Origin of the sequence: Desulfosporosinus acididurans (assembly GCF_001029285.1) — a bacterium.
Classification (GTDB): Bacteria; Bacillota; Desulfitobacteriia; order Desulfitobacteriales; family Desulfitobacteriaceae; genus Desulfosporosinus; species Desulfosporosinus acididurans.
Genome location: NZ_LDZY01000005.1, coordinates 195023 through 218599, shown reverse-complemented (window position 1 = coordinate 218599; position 23577 = coordinate 195023). Strand labels below are relative to the sequence as shown.

The following is a 23577-nucleotide window of genomic DNA, read 5'->3' as shown; positions in this document are numbered from 1 at the left end:
GGTTTTAACAAAGAAAAGCAACGGACAGGAGAGCTATTAATAGAGAAAAGATACAGACGACAATGATACCGGTCCAAGATGCTTGAATCCAAATAATAGCATTGACAGAAGTTCCTATCCCAGCACCGATATAATAAAAGAATGTGTACAAGGATATTGCTGTTCCTCGGTTTTTGTTGGCCCAATCCCCAATTAATGAAGTAGCCGTAGATTGTATCGAAAAAAGTCCCAAAATTGTCAGGGTGATTCCGAAAAGGATAAGGATTAGGGATGATGAAATCGTTATCCATAGCCCTATGAGCATTAGAGATAGTGCTAAAGCGAGAACGAAACGCCGCCCAATGGAATCGGATAAACGACCGGCTTGCGGAGCTGCGACTGCTCCCAGTAGATAAAGCACATAGACGAGACTTATTTGTGAGGGGTTTAGGCAGTAGGGTGCTCTGCTCAGCCTAAATGGCAAATACGTTAACACACTTATAAAACTGGCATGCATTGCAGCTCCTACTATATAAGCTCCCGCCAAATGCCGGTTACGCAGGTGATCATAAAAGGAGTTAAGAGTAATTTTGAAGTTTTCTTTGGGAGACGAGTCCCTGACAACTAAGGAGACATTTGCTGCTGGATTTATTTCGTTGGGCAAGACTCTGTCAATGAGAATCCACGCTATTAACGTATCGAAAGCGGCACTGAAGAAACCGGCTTTCCAATCTAAGAATTGACTAAACGTACCTATCTCGATTCTCCCGAGCGGTCCCGCTATTGCTGATGCAGCAGCGAAAATCCCCATACCTGCACCCCGTTCCGTTGGCAGAAAAATATCATTGACATATGAAACAACCGTTGTCATATATCCGGGCAATAAAAGCCCCTGCAATGCGCGTAAAAGGAGTAAAACGCTGAAATTTGGAGCTATAGTTAATAGGAGAGTAGGAATGATTAATCCTATAGTACTCCAACGCATAACTGTCCATCGTCCATATCGGTCTGAAATACATCCGTACATAAGAGAAAATAAAGCAATTAAAATTAAGGGCAAAGATATTATCAAACTGACTGTTTGAGGAGTTTGATTATAGACTCGTGTCAAAGAGGGAAGAATTGGCTGTGGACTATAAATATTAGCAAATACAAAGAGGGTTGAAAAGAAGAGTGCTATTTTTTGTTTGGGCGTCAATCCAATCAAATAAGTTTCATCGGAATTTATTAAGTTCAAGAACAATTCCTCCTTGGGTAGTTCAGATGAAGTTAATATGTCCGTCAAATGAGTCACCTATATTAAAGAATGATTAAAAATAAGACATTAAAATGAAACTTTCAAATTTTTAAGTGCTTGAGTTTATCCGGTTTTTATGACCCCCACTTGTATAATTTAAGTGGGGTGGGTCTTTCGTTAACTTCAGGTGTGGTAGAGTCCTCCTTCGCCGCAAAGTATTCGTATTGGGAAAGGCGGCTCGGCAAAAATGTCCACTGGACATTTTTGTATCTGAAGCCCCAATGTTCAGCTTTAGCTGAACAAGTTCACTGATCTATGGATTCCTAAAGGGATATTGGACAGAAATTGAACCCTCTGATAGGATTAAATGATAAAAGGAAATCGGTAAAACTTGTAGAACATTAAGAAAGGCAGAAATGAGCGAAAAGTTACCAGGTGACGAAATGAAACTAATAACGACCGGATGATGAACTATACCGCAGAATTTCTTTTGGTAAAGAAGTGACAAAGCGGTTCAGGAGGGTGATATTTTGCTGAAATGGCTTATCATGAGTTACAATTTGCCGTCAGAGCCATCAAGGTTAAGAGTAGGCACTTGGCGAAGTCTGAAAAAGTTGGGAGCTGTTAATATTCACCAATCGTTATGGCTGCTGCCCTTTAACGATGAGAATTATTCGGCTTTGTCAACGGTAGCTTCAAATATCAGCGAGAATCATGGAGAAGTTCTCTTGATGCAGACCATAGCTATGGAAGAAAGCTATGAAAAGGCTATGATCTCCCGCTTTAATAAAGCAAGAGAAATCGAATATGAGGAAATCATTGATAAATGCAATGATTATTTTGCTGAAATTAATAAAGAACTCGAGCGGAAAAATTTTACCTTTGCCGAAGCCGAAGAGAATGAGGAAGAACTGGAAAAGCTTCTATCATGGTTTGAAAAAGTAAAATTAAGAGATGTATTTTTCTCGCCTTTGCGCGAAGCAACAGAAAAGAAACTTGAAGAATGTCGGAAGTGCTTTGAGGATTTTAGCAGTAAAACCTTTGAAAATGAAAAGAACGACCCGCCGCCAGAGATAAAGATCTTTAAAGACTGAAAATTAATGATGTTATAACGCTGCCTTGTTTTGCAAATTTATAAAAGGCCAAAAGGAGAAAGGACTTTCGGAGTTCATTTTTCTTTTGGCCTTTTCTAACGAGGACAAAAATATACACTGTACTAAAACTGAAGACGAGTCATCAAACAGCCTTGGTCCTTATGAACCAAGGCTGTTTTTCTCAGTGCTTAAGAAAGTGCAGATTATAGATTAACGCATTGCCCCTTGAATACGTCGGGTTAGTTGCTGATTGGGATCTGTATAGTACTGCCGGAAAGGGCATCGGCAAAATCAAAACCATTAGCTAAATAGATCTGCGACGGATTTGGGTGAAATTTATACAAAATCTGTGATAATGTCCCAAAGCGATCCTGTCAGCCAAATCTTTGGATTTGAGCGGTAGGTGCAGTAGTTTGCAGTTCCGTTTGAATGGCATCATGCAAGACAAATGTTCCGTCGACAATATAAATGTTGGATGGTTGATCTGATGTGACGAAATCCTTCACACTCTGAGGCAGCCGGTTCGGTCCGCTTAAAAGGAAAGGCCAGACCTTGCTGGCAGCAATTGAAGCAACACCTAAAGCATCCGGAAAACTATAGGCAGAGGCAAAGCTGAGGATTTACTGAGAATGAACAAAGAAATTTTTAGCAGTGAATTACATTGAGGTATTTACCTAAATTTAACATTCAGTTTACAGAAAATGAATTGTAACGCCTGTCACATTAAACTATAATCCATGTAACTGGTATTACATTTCTAAAAAGCGTTAAAAGAAGGAGTGCCTATGTAACTTATAAATGATTTCTGTGCTTAAAGAATCATTACATAACTATTTATGGACCATGACTAAGAATAGATAATATTAGCCACAATTCAGCGCAATTATTTCATAATAACTGAAAGGAAGGTTAGAACTATGAATCGATATAGTTACAAAAAACTGTCTATCGTACTGATGTCTATTGCGGTATTAGGCAGCGTACTGACAGGCTGTGGTACTTCTTCCAAGGTATCCGCCGGCACTTCGCTTACCAATACAGCATCTGCTTCACCTAAACAACTCGTATTTTACTCGGCCCAGGGTTACGATGATGCTATGGCTAAGGCATTTCAGGCTAAAACCGGCATCAAAGTTCAGCTTGTCGACATGTCGACCGGACCTTTGGCAGCTAAAATTGAAGCGGAGAAGTCCAACTCTCACTGGGATGTAGCCTGGTTCGACGGTGACGCCACCATGCAGGCCTTAGATAACGAGGGTTTGCTTATGCAGGGCTGGGCACCAAAGGATGCTTCTAATTTAACACAGCTTGGGCAATCACTGGTTCCTGCCGATAAAGCTTACTATCCGACAGGTGTCACAGCTGCGGCAGCCATCGGTGTTAATTCAAAGCTGCTGCCTCGTTCAGAGTATCCGAAGGATTGGAACGATCTTCTTAAGCCAACCTTTAAGAATGCTCTGGCTATGAATAACCCCAGTGTTTCAGGACCTACTTTTCCTTATGTCGCGGGTATGCTTAATCTGATGGGCGATACCCAGGGGAAACAGTTTTTCACCTCATTGAAAGGCAACGGCATGAAAGTGGGGGAAACTAATGATGTGGAAATTAAATCGTTATTGAATGGGCAGGTAAAGGCTGTAACAATTCAGGACTCAGCTTTGGTTGCAGCGAAAGCAGATGGCAATCCCATTGATATTATTTATCCCTCTTCCGGAGTGTTCACATTACCCGGCGTCATTGCTATAAACAAAAAAGCTCCCAATGCGCAAACCGCTAAACAATTTGTAGAATTTGTCCTTTCACCCGAAGGACAAAAAGTTATGCTTGATCCTAAGAATGGCGGCGGTGACTCCTATTTTAATCCTATCATAAACGGCGTTGAGGGCAGTTCTCTCCGTCAGAGCGATGGTATCAATTGGCTAAAGGTTGATCCTGTCAAATCTGCGCAGAATGAAAATGATATTAAGAAGTGGTTTAACGATGCAATTATTCACTAAACTTAAGTTTAAAAAGCTGGGAACGTCATTGTACGACATTTTAGGTGTGGCGTTTCTTGCCCTCCTCATTGGTTACCCCATATTAGCTCTCTTATTACAAATTGTTTTTCCAAATCTGTACAGTGTGCATATGAGTTTGGCGCCTTCCCTGGCCTCCTTGAAGGAAGTCTTTACTGACAAGGAAAATCTTAACGCAGTGCTTAACTCTATTTTTATTGGAGCCGCGGGAACCCTGGCAGCTTCAATCATAGGGACCTTAATCGCTTTTGCTGCAGAAGAACAGTCCGGTTTTATGCGCAGCTTTATAGACGCTCTGGTCTGGTTAATTTTCTTCCTGCCTTCCTATATCGTTGCGGAGGGTTGGGTAATGTTTATGCAGGATGGCGGCATTCTTGCCCAGCTGCTGAAGCTGTCTAACGGCTGGTCCTCTTGGTTCTTCTCCCGTTGGGGCGTGATCTTGATTATGGGTTTTAGCTATTTTCCCTATGTCTACTTCAGCATGCAGCAGGGTATCAGAAACGTGAATAGTGATTTAATTAAGGCCGGACGTTTGGCAGGCGGAAGCCGTGTCCAAGTCTTTCGGAAAATTGTTTTGCCCCTGCTGACGCCGTCTTTGCTTGCTGGGGCTTCTATTGCCTTTGCCGAGGCCTTCGGTGATTTCGGACTGCCTGCCGCCCTAATGGACCAGACTCAATTATCTCTGCTTCCTTATCAAATTTATGTTTCACTTGGCCAGTCTCCCGTAAATTATCCGGCAGCGGCCTGTTTGTCCTTTTTGGTTATCATAATTTCGGCAGGAGCGATTCTGCTTCAGTTTTTTTGGATGCGCAGAAAAGACTACAGCACAGTTTTAGCTCGTAAGGATTCGGTTAATTTTGTGAAAAGGAAGAATCTGCTGCTGACTACCGGTTCGTTCTTTATCTTGAGTATTAGTTTGCTCGTCCCCCTTGGAAGCACTGTTATCGCTTCCCTTTGGAAAGTTTGGGCCAATGGACTAAGCTTTGGCAATTGGACCTTCGAAAATTACAGCAAAGCGCTTAAAATCGGCAGTGCAGGGGTAAACGCTCTCGGAAGTTCTCTGGAATATGCCCTTGTCGTGGCCGTTCTGACAATGATTTTAGGTGTAATCTTGGCTTACCAGATGTCCTTTAAAAAGTCCGCTGTCACTTCCTTTCTCAATATTTTAACCATGTCTGTTATCGCTGTTCCCGGTATCGTTCTTGCAGCAGCATTTGTCTTTGCTTGGAACGGTGTCTGGCTTATTCCCTTAAACCTTGTGCTTTATGGAACGCCTATTTGTCTCGGTTTAGCTTTTATGGCAACCTATTTGCCTTACTCGATCAGACTGCAGTTAGGGGCTATGGGTCAGCTGCCGCTCAATCTGATTAAGGCTGCTCGAGTGCAAGGGGCCGGCGAAATCGTTGTCCTGCGTAAAATTATTCTTCCCTTGGTAGCTGGGACAGCTATTTCCACCTTTTTTATGACTTTTACAAAGATTATTTTCGAATTACCGGCATCGATGCTGCTCTATCCGCCTGGGAATCCAACCTTTTCGGTAACCATTCAGCATTACTTTAGTGAATCTCACTGGTCAAAGGGAAGTGCCTTGTCTGTGATTGGTTTAGTCATTCTGTTGGCTGCCTACAGCCTGGGACGCTATTTGATGGAGCATTTCAGCAAAAAAGGTAAAGGGCTGGAAGAAAACCCGGAATTGGAATCGGCCCAGGATCCGGTCCTGCTTAGTAATGGGGAGGTAATCTTATGAACCTAGTGCTTGAAGATGTAACAAAACATTACGGAAGCAAATTAGTCCTTGACAGGCTTTCACTATCAATTTCTGAAGGCAGCTGTGTGGCTTTACTGGGCCCTTCGGGCTGTGGCAAAACCACTCTCTTAAATGCTTTAGCCGGTTTAACAGACATTGATGGCGGCAAAATTCGCTCTGAAGAACTGACATGGTCAGCTAAGGGCTATACGATGGTTCCTGAAGAGCGAAATATCGGCATGGTCTTCCAGGACTTTGCACTTTGGCCGCATATGAATGTTTTCGAAAATATTGCCTTTAGTCTGCGCTTAAAGAAGTATCCCGCTAAAAAGATCAAAGAGCAGGTGACTGAAGTTCTTGAGGCTGTGCAGATGAATGGCTTTGAAAAACGATACCCGAATCAATTGTCAGGAGGTCAGAGGCAGCGGGTGGCAATAGCCCGAGCTTTGGTTATTCATCCGTCGATAATGCTGATGGATGAGCCCTTGTCCAGCTTAGATGCCCAGTTGAGGGAAAAAATGCGCTGGGAAATTATGCGGATTGTACGCGGGGCTGGCATTACAACGGTTTATGTGACCCATGACCAAGCTGAGGCTCTAAGTCTGGCTGATCACGTGGTCCTGTTGAATCAGGGGAGAATTGAACAAGCCGATAGCCCAACTAGGCTCTATCGTGAACCGGCTACGGTTTTTGCTGCCAATTTCCTGGGATGTCCCAATATACTTCGTGGTCGGGTTGTTGAACGATGCGGTGAGCATTCTTTAGTCAACTGTCAGGGACTTAACATTTATACTGTGGGAAAGCTAATTCCGGGGCAAGAGGCTAAAGTCATGATTCGCTCGGGAGATATATTCATCAACTCACAAAGTCAGGGCCCAGGGACTCTTCTCGAGGCTAAAGTTCTTCAGCGATCCTTTCAGGGAGTCACTTGGCAATACAAAGTGGCATTAGAAAATGCACATGATATACAGCTTGAGGTATGGGACACTCAAGAAATTGAAGTTACAGAATCTATCCAACTTTGGCTGCCAGCAGAAGGATGCCGGGTTCTAAGAGATATGTCGGATAATGGGGAGCCGGCCGTTAATTATAGAGTTAGTTAACGAATAAAATAATGTCTTGTTACAGGTGATATGATGTAGTAAGATAGCAATGTAACGAATGTTACATTGCTATCTTACTGAAAGGAGAATGCAAATGTACTGGTCTTCAATTTTACCGTCTTTTCTGGCCTCAATGGTCGAATTTGTTGAAGCTCTTACGATTGTCTTAGTTGTTGGAGTGACTATTAATTGGAGGAGCAGTCTCCTGGGCGCCGGGGCAGCAGCTTTGACCCTGGCAGTTTTGGTGGCTGTTTTCGGTTCAACTTTAGTTATGTTTATTCCCATTGAGGTTTTGAGGCAAGTCATTGGGACCATTCTGATTCTCTTTGGCATGCAATGGCTTAAAAAAGCGTTGCTTCGTTACAGCGGTCTAAAATCCATGCATGATGAAGCAGCGATTTATGAAGAGCAAATGCAAAAACTTCGGGCCCACGGGGAAGCTGAACCTTCGAAGTTTAACGGTTTTGGTTTTCTCACGTCTTATAAAAGTGTTCTTTTGGAGGGGCTGGAAGTTGCTTTTATTGTTATTACCTTTGGGTCTTCTGTATCTGCGGATAAGTTTAGTGGGATTTGGACAGCTGCGGAGGGAGCTTTATTAGCATTAATCATTGTTGTGATCCTGGGATTGTTAATTCGAGGCCCGCTCACAAAGATTCCGGAAAATACCTTAAAATTTTCTGTTGGAATAATGCTGGTTACTTTCGGGACTTTCTGGACCGGAGAAGGTTTAGGAATTCAATGGCCCTATGCTGATTTGATATTATTAGCTTTGATTATTTTCTATTTAGCCTTAAGTTTAATAGTTATTAAATGGCTTACGCCATATGGAATTGAGCAGAAGAGAAAACTCATGGCAGGGGGAAACAGCTGATGAATATATTCAAGAAGATATTTGATTTCTTCTGTGGTGATTGGAGAATTTTCTGGGGTGTTGCTGTCACGATTATCGTTGTCAAACTTTTAGAAAAGTGGGAGGTCCCCAACCTGGTTTCGCTGGTCGTTTTTGTGCTGGGGATTTCGTTTAGTTTAGGATTTTCTCTCAGACGGGAAAGATTATCTTAATATTAATGATAGTCGTAAAATTTCTTTAGCCATGATTAAACTTTAAGAAGTCATAGGATACATAGCAGTACCTGTTAAAGGTGCCGTCGACTTAGACTTATATAGTTCGGAGTTTAACCGCGAGAATAATCGTGATACCGTAACTTTTTCCAAAGAAAGAACATTTACCCCTGAGGTGGATTAATTTTGGCAAATAATAATGTGGGAAACTAAACTCGACCAGCACTTTAGCTTCTGCTATTTTCTATCCATTGGTATCCCTGGCTATATCCTCTTTCTTTCTATTTCAAATGATAAGAAATTCTGTAAGCGGTGGAACAAAAAGTAGTATTAAAATTTGCCCTGACTTTCAGTTGTTGAAAATCGGGGCAAATTTACATGTGAGGTGCAAATTCTAGACATTGGTATTGAATAAAAAGGTACAAGTATGGTAGATTTAAATTTAGATTGAACGGGAGACTCTATTTGCGTTTATTTCGTCAAAAAATTTGACGGAACGGGAGAGGATGGGGATGATCTGATCTCCATTGGAACCATTGGTTTAATTAAAGGCATCAACACCTTTGATCCCGGGAAGGGGACCAAGCTGGCAACTTATGCGGCCCGGTGTATTGAAAACGAAATTTTGATGCATCTGAGATCCTTGAAGAAATCCCGAGGGGAAGTGTCTATATACGATCCTATCGGGATGGATAAAGAGGGAAACGAGATTTCACTCATTGATGTTCTGGGTTCTAATGAAGAGGATATTTCTATTAGAGTTGAAAATGCTTCGGAGCAAAAGGCCTTATTGGAGCTTGTCAAAAAGTTGACCAAAAGAGAGAAAATGGTGCTTCAGTTGCGCTATGGGCTCATGAACAGCCCGAAGCGGACCCAGCGTGAAATTGCTAAAGTTCTTGAGATTTCCCGGTCTTATGTGTCGAGGATTGAAAAGAAGGCGATTCAAAAGCTGATGGAAGAGATGAAGAGGATTGATCCGAAATAATAATATCACTATGATTCACTGGAAATTGAAGAACTGAACTTAATTAACTCTGCATTGATAGTGCGAGCTTTCTTATGGGCAAATGAGCACCTTATTGACTTATTGCCAATGAGGAAGCCTTTAATAGAGGAAGCAAGAATTTGTGCAGGAAGTTCAAAGATAACCGACACCGAACAGCTGGTGCTAAAAGGATATATGGAAGCAAGCGGTATGGCAGGGCTTGAAATATATAACAAAGTCGCGAAAACCGTTGAAATATAAGGCTTTGAGAGAAGTGGCCTATAGGAAAATCATTCCTATAGGCCACTTTTGATTTAGGGTTCATTTAGGGTGATTGTTTTAAGATAAGAAAGATTCTGCGGAGGTGGGAGTTATGCATGAACTATATCATTGCTGATCCGGATAGTCAAAACAGCTTGGAGCTAAAGAAACTGTTGGATGGCTGTGAAATCTTGGATTTTAAGGGAAGTTATCCAACATTCAGCGCAGCGGAAAAAGACAGCTTTGAACATCCGCCCGATATCGCCTTTATCCTGCTGGGCAAAGCGGAGCTGAATGGTTTCAGGCTTGCCGCGGTAATCCGGGAACGAAACCCGCTCTCCCAAGTTATTTTTATCAGCAGTCAGAGAGAAGACGCTGTGGATGCCTTTGAGTACGAGGCTGATGGTTTTTGTCATGATATTACCGTTCTGGTAGGCGTAAATCAACTGGTCTATGCAGCCGGTGGAAACTCCGGCGCGGCAGGTTTCACGTTCAACGCTTATTCTGACGGGGTGCGCATTCGCTTTTGTGGTGGGAGAGGAATTAGTTTGCATGAATGTGTTTGCTAACCTGACTTATCTAGCACCCACAGCACTTTGGCATTACTTCATCGTAAGTTAAGTTAAGTTAGTTTTCATGGACCTCATATTCAGAAATGGATTGCATGTTGGCGTGGACCCGCAAGACTTGTATAATTAATTGCTGTTGAATTCTACGATTAATATGCATATAATAATATCAGCAAAAAGGAGCTGATATTGATGCCGAAAATAAAGCCCGTTTCAGATCTAAGAAATTACAACGAGGTTTTGCGCGATGTTTCCGTGGGCGAGCCAGTTTTTTTAACTAAGAATGGTCGTGGAAGATATGCAATTGTCGATATTGCGGATTTCGAAAAAACACAGGCGACAATTAAGCTGATGAGCGAGCTTACTAAGGGACAAAAGTCTGGCGAGGAAAAAGGGTGGCTTCTGCATGAAGATGTGAAAGCTCGTTTCGCTGGAAAGGTTCATGAATAAACTACTTTATTCAGTCGAGGCACTGAATGATCTTGACAGGATATGGGTTTATATAAATAATGAATTACAAAATCCCGCAGCCGCTAAAAAGATTGTGTTAGAAATATTGGACACCATTGAAAAGTTGCGGAATTTTGCTGAATTAGGGCCTCCTTTGTCTTCAATTATCGAATTTGAAAGTGATTACCGGTTTCTTGTTTGCGGGAAATATATCGCTTTTTACCGCGTCACGGGCATCGAGGTACATATAGACCGCGTGTTGTACGGGAGACGTAATTATTTGTGCGTTTTATTTTATACATTAAAAAATGACGATGATGCAGAATAGCTGCAAACGGAGACTGTTTGCTTTTTTGCAGAGACAGGGTGTTGTTGGGGAATGTAATATTTAGGTAAATTAAAGGGCATCTGCTTAGAGCAGGGTCTATTAATTTTGGCTAAAAATAATTATAATGCATTAAACTAAAGTGGAATATCTTTGAACGTAATTGTCAAATCCTAAGCACTTAAACAAGAAAAAGCCAAATGAAGGCTGATCCCAGTTAACTCCGCATTGATAGAGTAAGCTTCCTTGTGGGCCATAAACAATTTATTGCCCATAAGGAAGCTTCTTTAATTTGGGAAGTAAGAATTTGTGCAGAATGCAGAGGAAGCACGGCTGAGCTTAAATTTTGGCAAAACGTGGTGTATTTTGACGTATTTTTTATATATTGACTACTTTATGCAGGAAATTGGGGATAATGATTGAATTAGATATGAAAGCGCGGGTTGCATCACTTCCATTTTAGCAAAGTGGAAAGGTGTTTCTGCCAACGAGCAAAATGAGTAACAGTTGCCTAAAAAAATAAGTTGAAAGTGAAATGGTTAAATTGTGGATCTGAAAACGGTATGGACAAAAATCAGTTCTAAATATCGGATAATGCTCGTTATAATAGTTCCGGCAATAATGATCTATACCTTGATCAACGTGTTATTATTTAGTTCAGCAATCATTGTGCATGATGGCAAGGCAGATTTATCAGGCATCGATTTTAGTCACAATACATTAGTTGCATTAGATGGGCAGTGGGAGTTCTATTGGAATAAACTGCTGATGCCGGAGGATTTTAAACCCGGACATAGGCCGCAAATGGATTCGTTCATGAAAGTTCCAGGCGTCTGGTCTGATAATGCTGGTACTCATTATGCCTGTCAGGGTATTGCCACCTACAGGTTGTCACTTTATTATCCGTCGACATTGAAAGACCCTGCTCTCCGCATTCAGAGTGTCGCTAATGCTTATAAATTATACGTCAACGGGCAATTAATGGCAAAAGTTGGCAGCGCATTGAACAGCAAGGCGAACTTCAAAAACGATGATGAAATCGTCATTATTGATCTGCCGAAGGATACACAGAAGATTGATCTGGTTTTTCAGGTAGGCAATTTGAATTGCGCCACAGGAGGGCTTCGCTTTGCCCCTGTGTTTGGATCAAAGCAGGTATTGGAACAGCAGAGAATGATGATGTTAATCCTGCAGCTGCTCTTAATGGGCGGTGTCTTAATATTTGGCATTCATTATTTTTTCCTCTTTCTCCTTCAGACCAAAAACAAGACAGCCCTGTTTTTTGCTGTTTTTTGTTTTCTAACAGCTGTGCGGTCCCTGATATGGGGCGAAATACCTCTGGTGATTGTATTTCCCAATGTTTCTCCTAACCTAAAAATGTATATCAACTATTTAACGGGCTATAATTATGTGGCGATGGTAATTTTGTTTGTTTACAGCATCTATCCTTTGGAATTTAATAAAAAAATAATGAGCTTAATCCTCCTTCCCAGTCTTGTTTTTGATGTATTCCTTATGATTGCAATTCCTGAGATTATGTCGTTTTATACGAATTATCTATACATTCTTTTGCTTTTGCAAATGCTTTATATTATGGGTGTACTGATGAAAGCCGTTCTTCGAAAGAGAGACAATGCTGTTTTAATGTTCACCGCCATCTGCATTTTGATTTGGGCTATGAATGAAGATATCGCTAATTTTATATTGATTGGCAGCACCAATTTATCATGTGTGTTCTTATTAGGGAATTTTGTCGTTATTTTGGCGATGTCCTTTGTTCAGGCGAGACAGCAGGCCATGAATCATAAAAAGCTTATTTTGTATAATGAAAAGCTGCTCGAAGCGGACAGACTGAAGGACAAAATAATGGCAACGGAAATGTCGTTTTTGCAAGCTCAGATCAAGCCCCATTTTCTCTACAATGCGCTCAGTGCCATTGCCAATGTGTGTGAAAAAGACGCGAAGCAAGCAGGCAAACTGATTATTGATTTGGCGATCTATTTAAGAGGCAGCCTGGGATTTAACAACCTGGATAAAATGGTGACCATAGAAAAGGAGCTGGAGTTTGTCGATACGTACTTCAATATTGAACAAGCGCGTTTTGGGCAGAAAATACAGCTGTGTAAAAAGATTGAGATATCTCTTGATTTTCAAATGCCGGTGCTTATCCTCCAGCCTTTGGTCGAAAATGCCGTCCGGCATGGCATTTCAAAAAAGCCTGAAGGCGGTACTGTAACTGTGCAAATGATGCAGAAGGATGGCAATATTTACATAAAGATCGAAGATGACGGTGTCGGTATCAACGGTGATAAACTGGCGGCGATATTAAGCGGACATGATAATATCCAAGGTGTTGGATTTCTTAATATACACAACCGGCTCCTCAAATTATACGGGAGAGGTCTTGAAATCAGCAGTGAGCCGGGATATACCTGCGTAAAATTTTCGATACCGGAGGTTGCATGAAATTGAGGGTTGCAGCAGTTGATGATGAAGTACATGTTCTGGAAAGATTTCAAAGGATGGTTTCAGGTATAAAAGAGCTTAATTTATGTGGCTTGTTTGAAACAGGAGAGCAGCTTCTCGGCTACTTAAAGGAGAATCCACTTGACGCTGTTTTTCTAGATATCGAAATGCCGGGAGTGAATGGCCTTCAATTATCAGAGCAAATACAAAATCTCAATGAAACTATCGATATAATTTTTGTCACCGCTTTTAATCAATATGCTGTTGAGGCTTTTGAATTACAGGCTATGGATTACATTATGAAGCCTCTGACGGAGGAAAGGCTGGGTAAAACCATAAGGCGATTATTAAAAGCCGATCGAACAGCGACACGTTCCAAAAAACCATTTATTCAATGTTTCGGCGGCTTTGAGGTGTTTTTAAACGGAAAAGCTATGACATGGAAGAACTCTAAGGCAAAGGAAGTATTAGCGTTTTTGGTACATAAAAATGGAGTGCCGTTGGACTGGGCAAAGATAGCGGATGCTATTTGGCCGGACTTTAATTCTGAAAAGGCGCAAACGAATTTCCATGCCACTACCTATTTGCTGCGGAAAAGATTAGCAGAAGCCGGACTGTCTCAGATCCTTGAAAGTGCACGCGGCAATTATAGAATTGTGACGAACAAAGTCGACTGTGACATTTATCAGCTTGAAGAGATGATTAGAGAAAATCAGATAAAAAGAAAGGAAGACCTCCATCATCTTGAGCAGCTTATGCAAAAAGGATATATGGAAGCCAGTGGATATGACTGGGCCTACCCGAGAGCTGCTGAACTTGATGCTCTGTGCAGGAGTGTCATAACCAGGTTGAAAAAATAAATTTTTTTTGCAAATATAAACAAAAACGCGAAAATCGATGAAATATAAGGCTTTAAGAAAAGTGGCTTATAGGAAAATCATTCCTGTAGGCCACTTTTGATTTAGGGTTCATTTAGGGTGATTGTTTTAAGATAAGAAAGATTCTACGGAGGTGGGAGTTATGCATGAACTATATCATTGCTGATCCGGATAGTCAAAACAGCTTGGAGCTAAAGAAACTGTTGGATGGCTGTGAAATCTTGGATTCTCAGGGAATGTATCCCACATTCAGCGCAGCGGAAAAAGACAGCCTTGAACATCCACCCGATATCGCCTTTATCCGGCTGGGCAAAGCGGAGCTGAATGGTCTCAGGCTTGCTGTGATGATCCGGGAACGAAACCCGCTCTCCCAAGTTATTTTCATCAGCAGTCAGAAAGAGGATGCAGTGGAAGCCTTTGAGTACGAGGCTGATGGTTTTTTATTGATGCCATTTAGCCAGCAGACAATTGGCCAATTGCTGCGACAGGCTTTCGGAAGGAAGAAATGAATCAATGGTATCAGAAGAGGTTTGTAGGGAAAAAGAAAGGAGAATGAATTTGTGAGAAAGAAAAAGTTATTGAGTCTTGCGATGGTTTTTGTCATGATATGTACCATTCTGGTGGGCGTAAATCAACCGGTCTATGCAGGTCCTGGATTATCCAGCGCAGCAGGTTTCACAGTTAACGCTTATCCTGACGGGGTGCGCATAAACATGATGCCCGTGTCCGGCGCTGCAGACTACAAAGTTTATATGAGCACGGACGGGACGCTGACAACTGACTTCAGCTCGGCGTCCTGTCTGTACAGCAGCAGTTCATATCAACCTTACGCCTATTTTACAAACGGAGATATGGACAAGATTAGCACAACTACGGCGGTCACCATTAACCCTGCAACGACGTATTTCTTTTACTATGTAACAAACGGTCCGACAATCACCGCGGAATATGAAGCTCAGACTGAAGCCTCCGGAACAAGCTGGACAAGCAGCGGCAATTACGACACATCCTGGTACACATCGGGAAGCTCGTCTTACACAATTTCCTCGGCAGCTCAGCTGGCCGGGCTTGCGTATCTTGTCAACAGCGGAACTGACTTTACCGGAAAAACAGTTAATCTCGGAGCGTCCGTTGATGTTTCGGCTTATCCGTGGACTGCCATTGGTAATACAAATCTATTTAATGGCATATTCAACGGGCAGAACAACGTTGTGGAAGGAATTTATATCAACTCAGCTGAGGCCTTCCAGGGCTTGTTTGGTCGAACAGGCAGCGGAAGTATCGAAAATCTCGGCGTTGTCAACGGATTTGTTAAAGCCAGCGGTGTTGCTTATTGTGTCGGTGGTGTTGTAGGATATACTAATTCTCTCTTTATTCAAGACTGCTACAACACAGGTTATGTGACAGGTTCGGGGCCTGGCGTAGGTGGTGTTGTGGGGCAGACAAATTCCGGTTCTGTTGAAAATTGCTATAACACCGGCAGCATAACAAGCTCAAATAGCGATGTCGGCGGCGTTGTGGGTTCTGCCGGTACCAATAATGTTAAAAACTGCTATAACACCGGCAGTGTGACGGAGACGGGCGCAAGCAACAATGTTGGTGGCGTTGTGGGTGTTGGTGCTGGTTCTGTACAGAAGTGCTATAACACCGGCAGTGTGACGGCGACGATCACCAGCGCTGCTGTTGGCGGTGTTATAGGTCAAGGTTCTATACAGGACTGCTATAACACTGGCAACGTGACGTGCTTGGGGACTTATGTCGGCGGTGTTGTGGGTGAAAATTATGATACTGTTCAAGACTGCTACAACATGGGCAATGTGACGGGCGGTTCTCATGTCGGCGGTGTTGCAGGCTACGGCACTATTGAAAACTCTTATGCTGATTGCAATGTTAATTCAGCCCTCACGCAAATTTATTACGACTCATCCGATTCTCAACACACATTTACCGGCGTAGCCGATTCTAATTTGTTAACAAACATCGGTGCGGATTTTTGCGCGGCGCCGACGCAATACGCAACCGGCGGGGTATTCAGCAGCACGAACGAGGTAAATAACGGTTATCCTGTCCTGAAGGCCTTTGGCTACACGGGGGACGACACCAGCATTGACAGAGAATTTAACGTAAGCGGTTCGACCTATCCTATTTCCAACGCTTATCAACTGGATTTGGTAAGGAATTATGAAGGCCAAGCAAATAACACGAAAATCTTTCAACTGACCGGAAATATTGACATATCCCCTGCAGAGTATAATCAGCAGATAACGGGCGCTGCAGACGGGGCTGACAGTTGGAAGCCGATCGGCACAGACACAAGTACTACGATGTTTTATGCAACCTTTGACGGTGCTGATTATTCTATCAGTGGGTTATATCTAAATTCTGCCAGTATGGGTCAAGGCTTGTATAATGCTGTCGCAGAACTTGGCGGCAGCGGAGGCGTAATAAAAAATGTCGGCATTAGCGGTACGGTTGTGTCGAGCAGCGGCTATGTTGGCAGCATTGTCGGGGGGACTAATGGCAGTGTTCTTGTTCAAAACTGCTACAATACCGGCAGCGTGACAGCCTCGGGAGATCGTGTCGGCGGCGTTGTGGGTTCTGTTGATTTTGGCAGTTCTGTACAAAACTGCTACAACGCCGGAAATGTGACAGGTGCAGGAAGTTATGTCGGCGGCGTTGTGGGTTCTACTCTTGGCTCTGTACAAAACTGCTACAACATCGGCAGTATGTCTGGCACGGGGTCAGAGTCTTTCGGCGGTATTGTGGGATTTACTGACTTTGGTGCGACTGTACAAAACTGCTACAATACCGGCAGCGTGTCGGATTCAAGGAATGGTAGTGCAATTATCGGCGGTATTACGGGTTATGCCGAGCCCGGATCTTCCGTCCAAAACTGCTATAATACCGGCAGTGTGTCGGATTCAGGGTATAATAGCCGATGCATCGGAGGTCTTGTGGGTTATACTGCCGGTGCTGTTCAATCCTGCTATAATACCGGCAATGTGTCGGATACGGGAAGCGGCGCCACCTATGTCGGCGGTGTTGAAGGCATGGGTGGGTCCGCGGCAACGATTCAAAGCTGCTATTACAGTGGATACAATGGCGGGGTTGGGAATAGCAGCGGTACTACCGCAATCGATACCATGGGGGAAACCACCCCGTTCGCGAAGCTGGCATCGTCATCCATCGCGGCCGGCAGTCAAACCCATGTGATAGAAGATACCGCCGCTGTATTACAGGGGGCTTCGGAACTTGGCGACGCCTTTGCCGTAAGTTTTGGCCCCTATTCATCTTCAGATCCCTCGGCGGCCACTGTTTCAGGCACAACCGTAAACGGCGTCGCAGTGGGTAACACAAATATTACCGGCACAATCACTATAACCCAGAACAATCTTAATATGGCCTCTGCTTCAACGGGCTGGCTCAGCACCACCCAAAGGATCACGGCTCAGGTTTTAATGCCTTTGACCGTTACTCCTTCTTACACAGCAACTATAAACTTGAAAAAAGACGGAAGTGCGTGGGCAGGTTCCGGCAAGACCATAAGCTTACAGCAGGCCAGCGAAACACCAACCCCGACAACCGAAACAAGTGGTGTATTTACGGCCAATGTGGCAAACGGCACATGGAAAATATTAGATGGTGGAGTTGATACCGGCGCGACGGTCGTCATCAATAATGCGGCTGTGTCACAAGACCTCGACTACTACACCGTTCAATTTGCAGTCACTGATGCGGGTACGACAAGCAGCAGCGCTATATCGGCAACCTATAATTCAGCGCCTATAACTTCAGGAACGGCTGTACTTGGCGGACAACAGCTCGTTATCACAGCAGCAGGACAAGGTGCAAACAGTTATACCTATGCCTGGAGCGGAGCTGGTACAAGCGGCGAAACAACTTCTGCGGCCTTGACAATTCCTGCTCTTAGCTCTTCAGTAAACGCTACATGTATTGTAACAGGCAGCGGCGTCAGCACCCCATTTAGTTATTCCGTGAGTATTGCTGCTCTAACAGGGGGGAGTATCACAGCCAACCCGACCTCGGCAACGTCGGGAACAGCCATAAATCTGACCATAACTTCTGATGCAGGGAACCAGTTGACTCCCGGGACACTTGAATACAACGACGGCATCACGAATTACCCGATTACCGGCACGAGTTTCACCATGCCGGCGGCTAACGTCACCGTATCGGCCCAGTTTGAACCGGTACCGGCAAACCATTACACCATCAGTATTGATACCCTGACAGGCGGAACAATTACCGCCAGTCCAACCAGTGCCACCTCCGGTTCAGCGATAAACTTGACCATAACTCCAGACTCAGGGATGCAGCTAAAGCCAGGAACACTGGAATATAACGATGGAAGCGATCACCCCATCACCGGCACGAGTTTCACCATGCCCGCGGCTAATGTGACAGTAAGTGCAGAGTTTGAGGCCATACCGTCTGTTTCCACTCTCACCACCCTCACCTTAAGCGGAACCATTCCGGACCTCACTGCGGGTGAGGCAGCCTATGATCTCAATAATCTTAGCTTGAGCGGAACGGATCAGTATGGTGACGCCTTCAGTCTGAGCGGACAGACCGTACAATGGAATCTGGCTTCAGGGAATTCGTTTGCCGGCTTGTCGGGGAGTACCCTGGCACCTTTGGCTGCCGGTTCCGGTACGGTGACCGCTACGATCTGCGGCGTTACGAGCAACGATCTTGGATTTACCGTTGTTCCAAGCTATTCGGGAGGCGGCGGTGGCGGAGGCGGAGGCGGAGGCGGCAGTGCTTCAAACACTTCATCATCCCCGTCAACCTCACCAACTTCGTCAAACTCAGTGACAGGCAACGTTATAGACGGTGCGACAGGAACCGATATTTCCCAGATTACAGGTACTGTAACGAAGGATGGCAGCGGCAATGATACCGTTTCCCTGACTACAGCACAACTCGCGGTGCAGGGAGAATCGGACGGAACGATGAGTCCCTTCGGCGATCCCGCTCAAGTGAGTATTGCCGATTCGGCAGGAAATCCAGTGCCAATTTCCGCGGACGGGACAGTTCAGGTGGCGAATCTGGCCAAGGGAAGCGACAACAACTACAATATTACCTATGATTTGGGGAACGGCCAAAAGATTGCGATCAGCACTCTGGAAATCAAAATTGACGGCAGTGGGACGGCTAGTCTGACTGAAGTTTTAATCGATCCTTTTGGCTTGATCACGGATGCCGCGACAGGCAAGGCTATTGCCGGAGCAAAGGTCACTTTGTATTATGCCAACACAGAACGCAACAAGGCCAACGGCTTAACTCCGGATACCGTTGTTGCCCTGCCCGGTATATCCGGATTTAAGCCGAATAACAACCAGAACCCACAGACCAGTGATGGGAATGGAGCCTATAGCTTTATGGTCTTCCCGGACAGGGATTACTATATCGCAGCCTCCAAGGACGGGTATGAACCCTATACAAGCCCGACTATTTCTGTAAGTCAAAAAATGATCCACTGGGATTTTAAGATGAATGCAGGTTTAACGGGAGTTAATCGATTGGCGGGCTTGAACCGGGTCGATACTGCTTTAGCTATTGCCCAAGCCAATTATAAAGGAACGCTTTCCAACGTGGTCTTAGCTACAGCTAACAACTATCCGGATGCTTTAGCCGGCAGTGTGCTGGCTTATAAACTCAATGCTCCGATCCTTCTGGTTGGAAGCTCGGAAGTGGATCAAGAAAAAGTTTTGGACTACATGAAGTCGAATCTTGACCCGTCAGGACATGTTTATATTTTAGGCGGAACAGCGGTAGTCAGTGCTGATATGGAAGCCCAAGTCCAAGCCGATGGCTTCAGTCAGATCACCCGGCTTGGCGGAACAGACCGCTATGAAACCGCCGTTAAAATCGCCGATCAATTAAAGGTCGAGAGCGGAACCCCCATAGTGCTGGTCTATGGCGAAAATTATCCGGATGCCTTATCCATCGGCAGTATAGCAGCGGAAATGCAATACCCTATCCTGTTAGTTCAAAAAGACGGGCTCAGTGAAGAAGTCAGGAACGAAATAACGGCCATTAACCCCAGCAAAGTCTATATTATTGGAGGAGAAGGGGTTATCAGCTCAGCGGTGGAAAGTCAAGCAGCACAGTTAACTTCGCTGGAGCCAACCAATATAGTGAGGATTGCCGGCGAAGACTGCTACGCAACATCCCTGGCAATCGCCAAATACTTCAACTTATCCGGACAAAGCGTTTGTATCGCTACCGGCAATGTTTTTCCGGATGCTCTGGTCGGAAGCGTCTATGCGGCGAATCACAATACCTCGATTATTTTGGCAGACAGCAGCTTGTCCGATCAAGTCGTGAATTATCTGGAGAGCAAAAAGTTGACCGGAGCGACTATCTTTGGAGGAGAGGCCGTCGTGAATAAAGGGATCGAACAGCAGCTGGGCCAGTTGATTGGAAAATAGCCAAGATAAGTTTATTGGAACCAGATTAGTAAAGAGGGATTAAATTAAATCACCCCATGTGATTAGACGTTGATCAATCACATGGGGTGGGTATTTCACGAAATTGCGGCGTTAAACGAACGATAAGTAGTTAATGAACAGATTTGAGTGCTGAGCTTTTGAACAAATACTGAGATTGGAGAGACGAGAAAATGGGAATCCCAGAACAGTCTTTATCAGTTTTGATCGAAGAAGGCCTGAACCTTTTATCAGATAAAAGGAAGATAGAAGATAGTCAATCTATTTATTGGTATATAAGAAGTAAAACTGCCTTAGATCGTTTAAGGTTAAGCCAAGATATCTTAGATAAGTTTAGGTATAGTCTGGATATCAAAGTAAGGGTTATGATACTGCAGTCAATTTCTGAATTGGATTTAGAACATTAATGTAATAAACCAGAATAGAATCCATCATATGTCAAACGAGACACTGATTTAATTAGCTTAGCATTGATAGAGCGAGCTTTCTTATTGGCATTGAACTCCTTATTGGACTTATTGCCAATAAGAAAGCTTCTTTAATTGAGGAAACAAGAATTTGTGTAGAAGTATTATGCCAAGCCAGAATTCGTCATTAAGTATGAATCAGACTTCCTCTTATGAGAGAAGTCAATTGTTTTTTTAACAGCAAATGGGATATCAGACAACATTAATTGGGAATATAACGCCCACCTATACGGTTCCTATTTATGTATGTATAATTTACCAGTATTCCTCTGGGTCAAAACAAACTATTTTTAATGAAATTCTAATGATATCGCCTAATCCAAAAACATATATCCTCTAATGAGTATGTTAGATCAAATGAAAAATGGAAAGGAGTCTTTTTAATGTTTAGTTTAGGGGAAGCTGATCTGGCACATTTTTTATTAGGATTAGGTTTACTACTCTGCTTTGCTAATTTGTTGGGGTACTTTGCGGAACGGTTAGCAATTCCAAGAGTCATTGGTGAGGTGTGTGGAGGATTATTTTTAGGCCCCACTTTTTTGGGATTTTTTTATCCGCATGCCTTTCATTGGTTGTATCTTGGCTTTCCGGGGGAAGACAAATTGTTTGGGCTCATTTATCAACTTGGGTTAATTATGCTCATGTTTACCTCAGGCCTGAAGTTCCAAGCAAAATTTAAAAAAGACGATGGAAAAATCGGGATTGCGATTATCATTGGGTCGACGATAATACCCTTTATCATGGGGTGGTTGGCTACTTATATTTTTGATCCGACTCAATTTCTAGGGCCGGAAAATAATATAATCGCTTTAAAAATCGTTATTGCGATCTCTATTGCAGTAACATCAATCCCGGTAATTTCTAAAATCCTTTCTGATCTTGGCATTATGCATTCACGGTTTGCACGAGTTGTGGTAGGTATTGCAGGTGTTCACGATATTATTTTATGGGTTGCCTTGTCAATTGCTTCTGGAATTGTCAGTGCTCATCAAGGTATAAATACTGGAGTTATTCTCAAAAGTCTTACGGTGACATCTGCCTTTTTACTCGGTTGCCTTTTTGTGGTTCCTTGGATACTTAAGCGAATTAACTCCAAACGAGCGAATTTTCTATTCCGGGCGTCGTTTGTCGGTTATTTCTTATTTATTATGGTGATGCTATCGGATATTGCAAGTTACCTTAGAATTGATGTTATGTTCGGCGCTTTGCTAGCAGGCATTGCGACTAAATTAACGTTACCAGAGGGTTTGTTTAAGCGAATGGAAGCTAGTGTTAATGAAATCTCCTTTGCTTTCTTTATTCCACTCTATTTCAGTATTGTAGGGTTGGAACTCAATTTAGCCAAAAACTTTAATGTGGGTTTCTTCGTTCTCTATTTGCTCTTTGCGACGTTAGTCCAAAGTCTTGTCGTATATTTTACTTGTCGTTTCATTAAAATAGATAAATTAACAAGTGCTAATTTTGCAGCTGCGATGAATGCACGTGGAGGGCCTGGCATCGTATTATCAACGGTTGCCTTCTCGCTTGGGATCATTAACCAGAACTTTTTTGCTATTCTTGTCATGCTGGCACTGCTTACATCTTGGATGGCGGGATCATGGCTTCGTTTTATCTTGAAAAAAGGCAAACGGCTTATGCCCGGGGATGAAGACCTTACCATTATCAAACCTCAAGAAGAAGTTGTGCTTTTTTCTGATAAAGCTTGTTGAATTTTTCTATCCGCATTTTACCTTTAAGAATTCAATATTAAACCTCTATGTTAACGTAAATAAATGTCAGTATTTAATTGTAACAAATTCATAATGTCTAAAAACCGAATTGACACCACTATATACAGATTAAAATTCTAGACAGCTACTATATATAGCAATAGATACGTTGAAAAAGCTATTTTTTAAATTGATTCAATTGTAACAAGTTGAAAAACAGACGAGTGGAGGTCGATATTAGGAGGGATTTCGAATGATTTCAGTGGATCTTCCGATCATTGGAAAACGCCATAGTAAAAAAGTAGTTTTTTGCGACAACGATGAAACTACTTTATGTGATAGTAGTTTATTGGGAGAAACTATATCAAGCGCCTTATTTAAAACTAATATAATAAAATACGAACACGAAGAATCGGTTAAAGCCGGAAGGCAAATACTTACCGGACAACTGCAAAAAGGGAAATCTATAATAGCGCTAGATAATCATAAGGGACACAATAACTATGCAATTGTAGTTAGTGGAGGAAAAGCTGTATTGTGTCATCGCTCATATAACCCTGATGGCCATACTTGGTCAACTCCACCGGGAAATAATCAGGCTCAGCATTTTAATCTCTTAGATTCAAGAACGTATATTTTAGATATGGATATTCGTGAAAACTATAGTAAGCTAGATAAGGTATTTTTAATTAATCCTAATCTTAGAAAGCCGATTAATGTGGAGTATACTGTCTCTTGGGTGTGAGATATTTTTAAG

19 protein-coding genes and 1 pseudogene are annotated in these 23577 nt (G+C 43.1%); 18 read left to right on the top strand and 2 right to left on the bottom strand.

Going from position 1 to position 23577, the window contains the following annotated elements; genetic code table 11:
• Window positions 1–4: 4 nt before the first annotated feature.
• Window positions 5–1216: an MFS transporter gene (locus DEAC_RS08780; RefSeq protein ID WP_047809660.1), complete on the bottom strand. Its 1212-nt coding sequence runs from the start codon at window positions 1214–1216 to the stop codon at window positions 5–7.
• Window positions 1217–1746: 530 nt separating this feature from the next.
• Here DEAC_RS08780 and DEAC_RS08775 point away from each other — a divergent pair.
• On the top strand, window positions 1747–2310 hold the full coding sequence (locus DEAC_RS08775; protein ID WP_242847106.1) for a Chromate resistance protein ChrB: 564 nt from the start codon (window positions 1747–1749) through the stop codon (window positions 2308–2310).
• 374 nt (window positions 2311–2684) lie between these two features.
• On the opposite strand, the gene DEAC_RS24675 is transcribed toward DEAC_RS08775, so the two are convergent.
• A complete protein-coding gene (locus tag DEAC_RS24675; protein WP_345788157.1) occupies window positions 2685–2930 on the bottom strand; it encodes a cell wall-binding repeat-containing protein in 246 nt (81 codons plus the stop codon).
• A 297-nt stretch (window positions 2931–3227) separates the two neighbouring features.
• On the opposite strand from DEAC_RS24675, the gene DEAC_RS08770 reads away from it, so the two are divergent.
• From DEAC_RS08770 to DEAC_RS08690, 17 genes and pseudogenes are all read left to right on the top strand, one after another.
• The gene (locus tag DEAC_RS08770; protein WP_047809659.1) at window positions 3228–4307 is read left to right on the top strand and encodes an ABC transporter substrate-binding protein; all 1080 of its coding nucleotides are present in this window, start codon (window positions 3228–3230) and stop codon (window positions 4305–4307) included.
• A complete protein-coding gene (locus tag DEAC_RS08765; RefSeq protein WP_242847105.1) occupies window positions 4261–6072 on the top strand; it encodes an ABC transporter permease in 1812 nt (603 codons plus the stop codon). Before DEAC_RS08770 ends, DEAC_RS08765 begins: the two co-directional genes overlap by 47 nt.
• A complete protein-coding gene (locus tag DEAC_RS08760; protein ID WP_047809658.1) occupies window positions 6069–7175 on the top strand; it encodes an ABC transporter ATP-binding protein in 1107 nt (368 codons plus the stop codon). Before DEAC_RS08765 ends, DEAC_RS08760 begins: the two co-directional genes overlap by 4 nt.
• A 94-nt stretch (window positions 7176–7269) precedes the next feature.
• On the top strand, window positions 7270–8046 hold the full coding sequence (locus tag DEAC_RS08755) for a COG4280 domain-containing protein (RefSeq protein WP_047809657.1): 777 nt from the start codon (window positions 7270–7272) through the stop codon (window positions 8044–8046).
• A complete protein-coding gene (locus DEAC_RS08750) occupies window positions 8046–8237 on the top strand; it encodes a hypothetical protein (protein ID WP_047809656.1) in 192 nt (63 codons plus the stop codon). The genes DEAC_RS08755 and DEAC_RS08750 overlap by 1 nt, the downstream gene beginning before the upstream one ends.
• A gap of 475 nt (window positions 8238–8712) precedes the next feature.
• Window positions 8713–9222, top strand: a pseudogene (sigK, locus tag DEAC_RS08745) (RNA polymerase sporulation sigma factor SigK); the annotation flags it as partial.
• A gap of 60 nt (window positions 9223–9282) precedes the next feature.
• The gene (locus tag DEAC_RS23510; RefSeq protein WP_161796431.1) at window positions 9283–9483 is read left to right on the top strand and encodes a hypothetical protein; all 201 of its coding nucleotides are present in this window, start codon (window positions 9283–9285) and stop codon (window positions 9481–9483) included.
• Window positions 9484–9599: 116 nt separating this feature from the next.
• Window positions 9600–10052, top strand: a complete 453-nt coding sequence (locus DEAC_RS08735) for a hypothetical protein (RefSeq protein ID WP_047809654.1) — start codon at window positions 9600–9602, stop codon at window positions 10050–10052.
• A gap of 192 nt (window positions 10053–10244) precedes the next feature.
• Window positions 10245–10502: a type II toxin-antitoxin system prevent-host-death family antitoxin gene (locus DEAC_RS08730; protein ID WP_047809653.1), complete on the top strand. Its 258-nt coding sequence runs from the start codon at window positions 10245–10247 to the stop codon at window positions 10500–10502.
• On the top strand, window positions 10495–10830 hold the full coding sequence (locus tag DEAC_RS08725) for a type II toxin-antitoxin system RelE/ParE family toxin (RefSeq protein ID WP_047809652.1): 336 nt from the start codon (window positions 10495–10497) through the stop codon (window positions 10828–10830). Before DEAC_RS08730 ends, DEAC_RS08725 begins: the two co-directional genes overlap by 8 nt.
• Window positions 10831–11373: 543 nt before the next feature.
• Complete coding sequence (locus DEAC_RS08720) at window positions 11374–13293, top strand: sensor histidine kinase (RefSeq protein WP_047809651.1); 1920 nt, start codon at window positions 11374–11376, stop codon at window positions 13291–13293.
• A complete protein-coding gene (locus DEAC_RS08715; protein ID WP_047809650.1) occupies window positions 13290–14153 on the top strand; it encodes a response regulator in 864 nt (287 codons plus the stop codon). Before DEAC_RS08720 ends, DEAC_RS08715 begins: the two co-directional genes overlap by 4 nt.
• A 164-nt stretch (window positions 14154–14317) precedes the next feature.
• Entirely contained in the window at window positions 14318–14680 is a 363-nt protein-coding gene (locus DEAC_RS08710; protein WP_047809649.1) for a LytR/AlgR family response regulator transcription factor, read from the top strand.
• Between the two features lie 51 nt (window positions 14681–14731).
• Window positions 14732–20626 carry a cell wall-binding repeat-containing protein gene (locus DEAC_RS22150; RefSeq protein WP_053006345.1) on the top strand — a complete coding sequence of 1965 codons (5895 nt, stop codon included), beginning with the start codon at window positions 14732–14734 and terminating at the stop codon, window positions 20624–20626.
• A 191-nt stretch (window positions 20627–20817) separates the two neighbouring features.
• Window positions 20818–21051, top strand: coding sequence for a hypothetical protein (locus DEAC_RS08700; protein WP_047809648.1), 234 nt, complete (start codon window positions 20818–20820; stop codon window positions 21049–21051).
• Window positions 21052–21494: 443 nt separating this feature from the next.
• Window positions 21495–22820: a cation:proton antiporter gene (locus DEAC_RS08695; protein ID WP_047809647.1), complete on the top strand. Its 1326-nt coding sequence runs from the start codon at window positions 21495–21497 to the stop codon at window positions 22818–22820.
• A 253-nt stretch (window positions 22821–23073) separates the two neighbouring features.
• Window positions 23074–23565, top strand: a complete 492-nt coding sequence (locus DEAC_RS08690) for a hypothetical protein (protein WP_047809646.1) — start codon at window positions 23074–23076, stop codon at window positions 23563–23565.
• The last annotated feature ends 12 nt before the right edge of the window (window positions 23566–23577 follow it).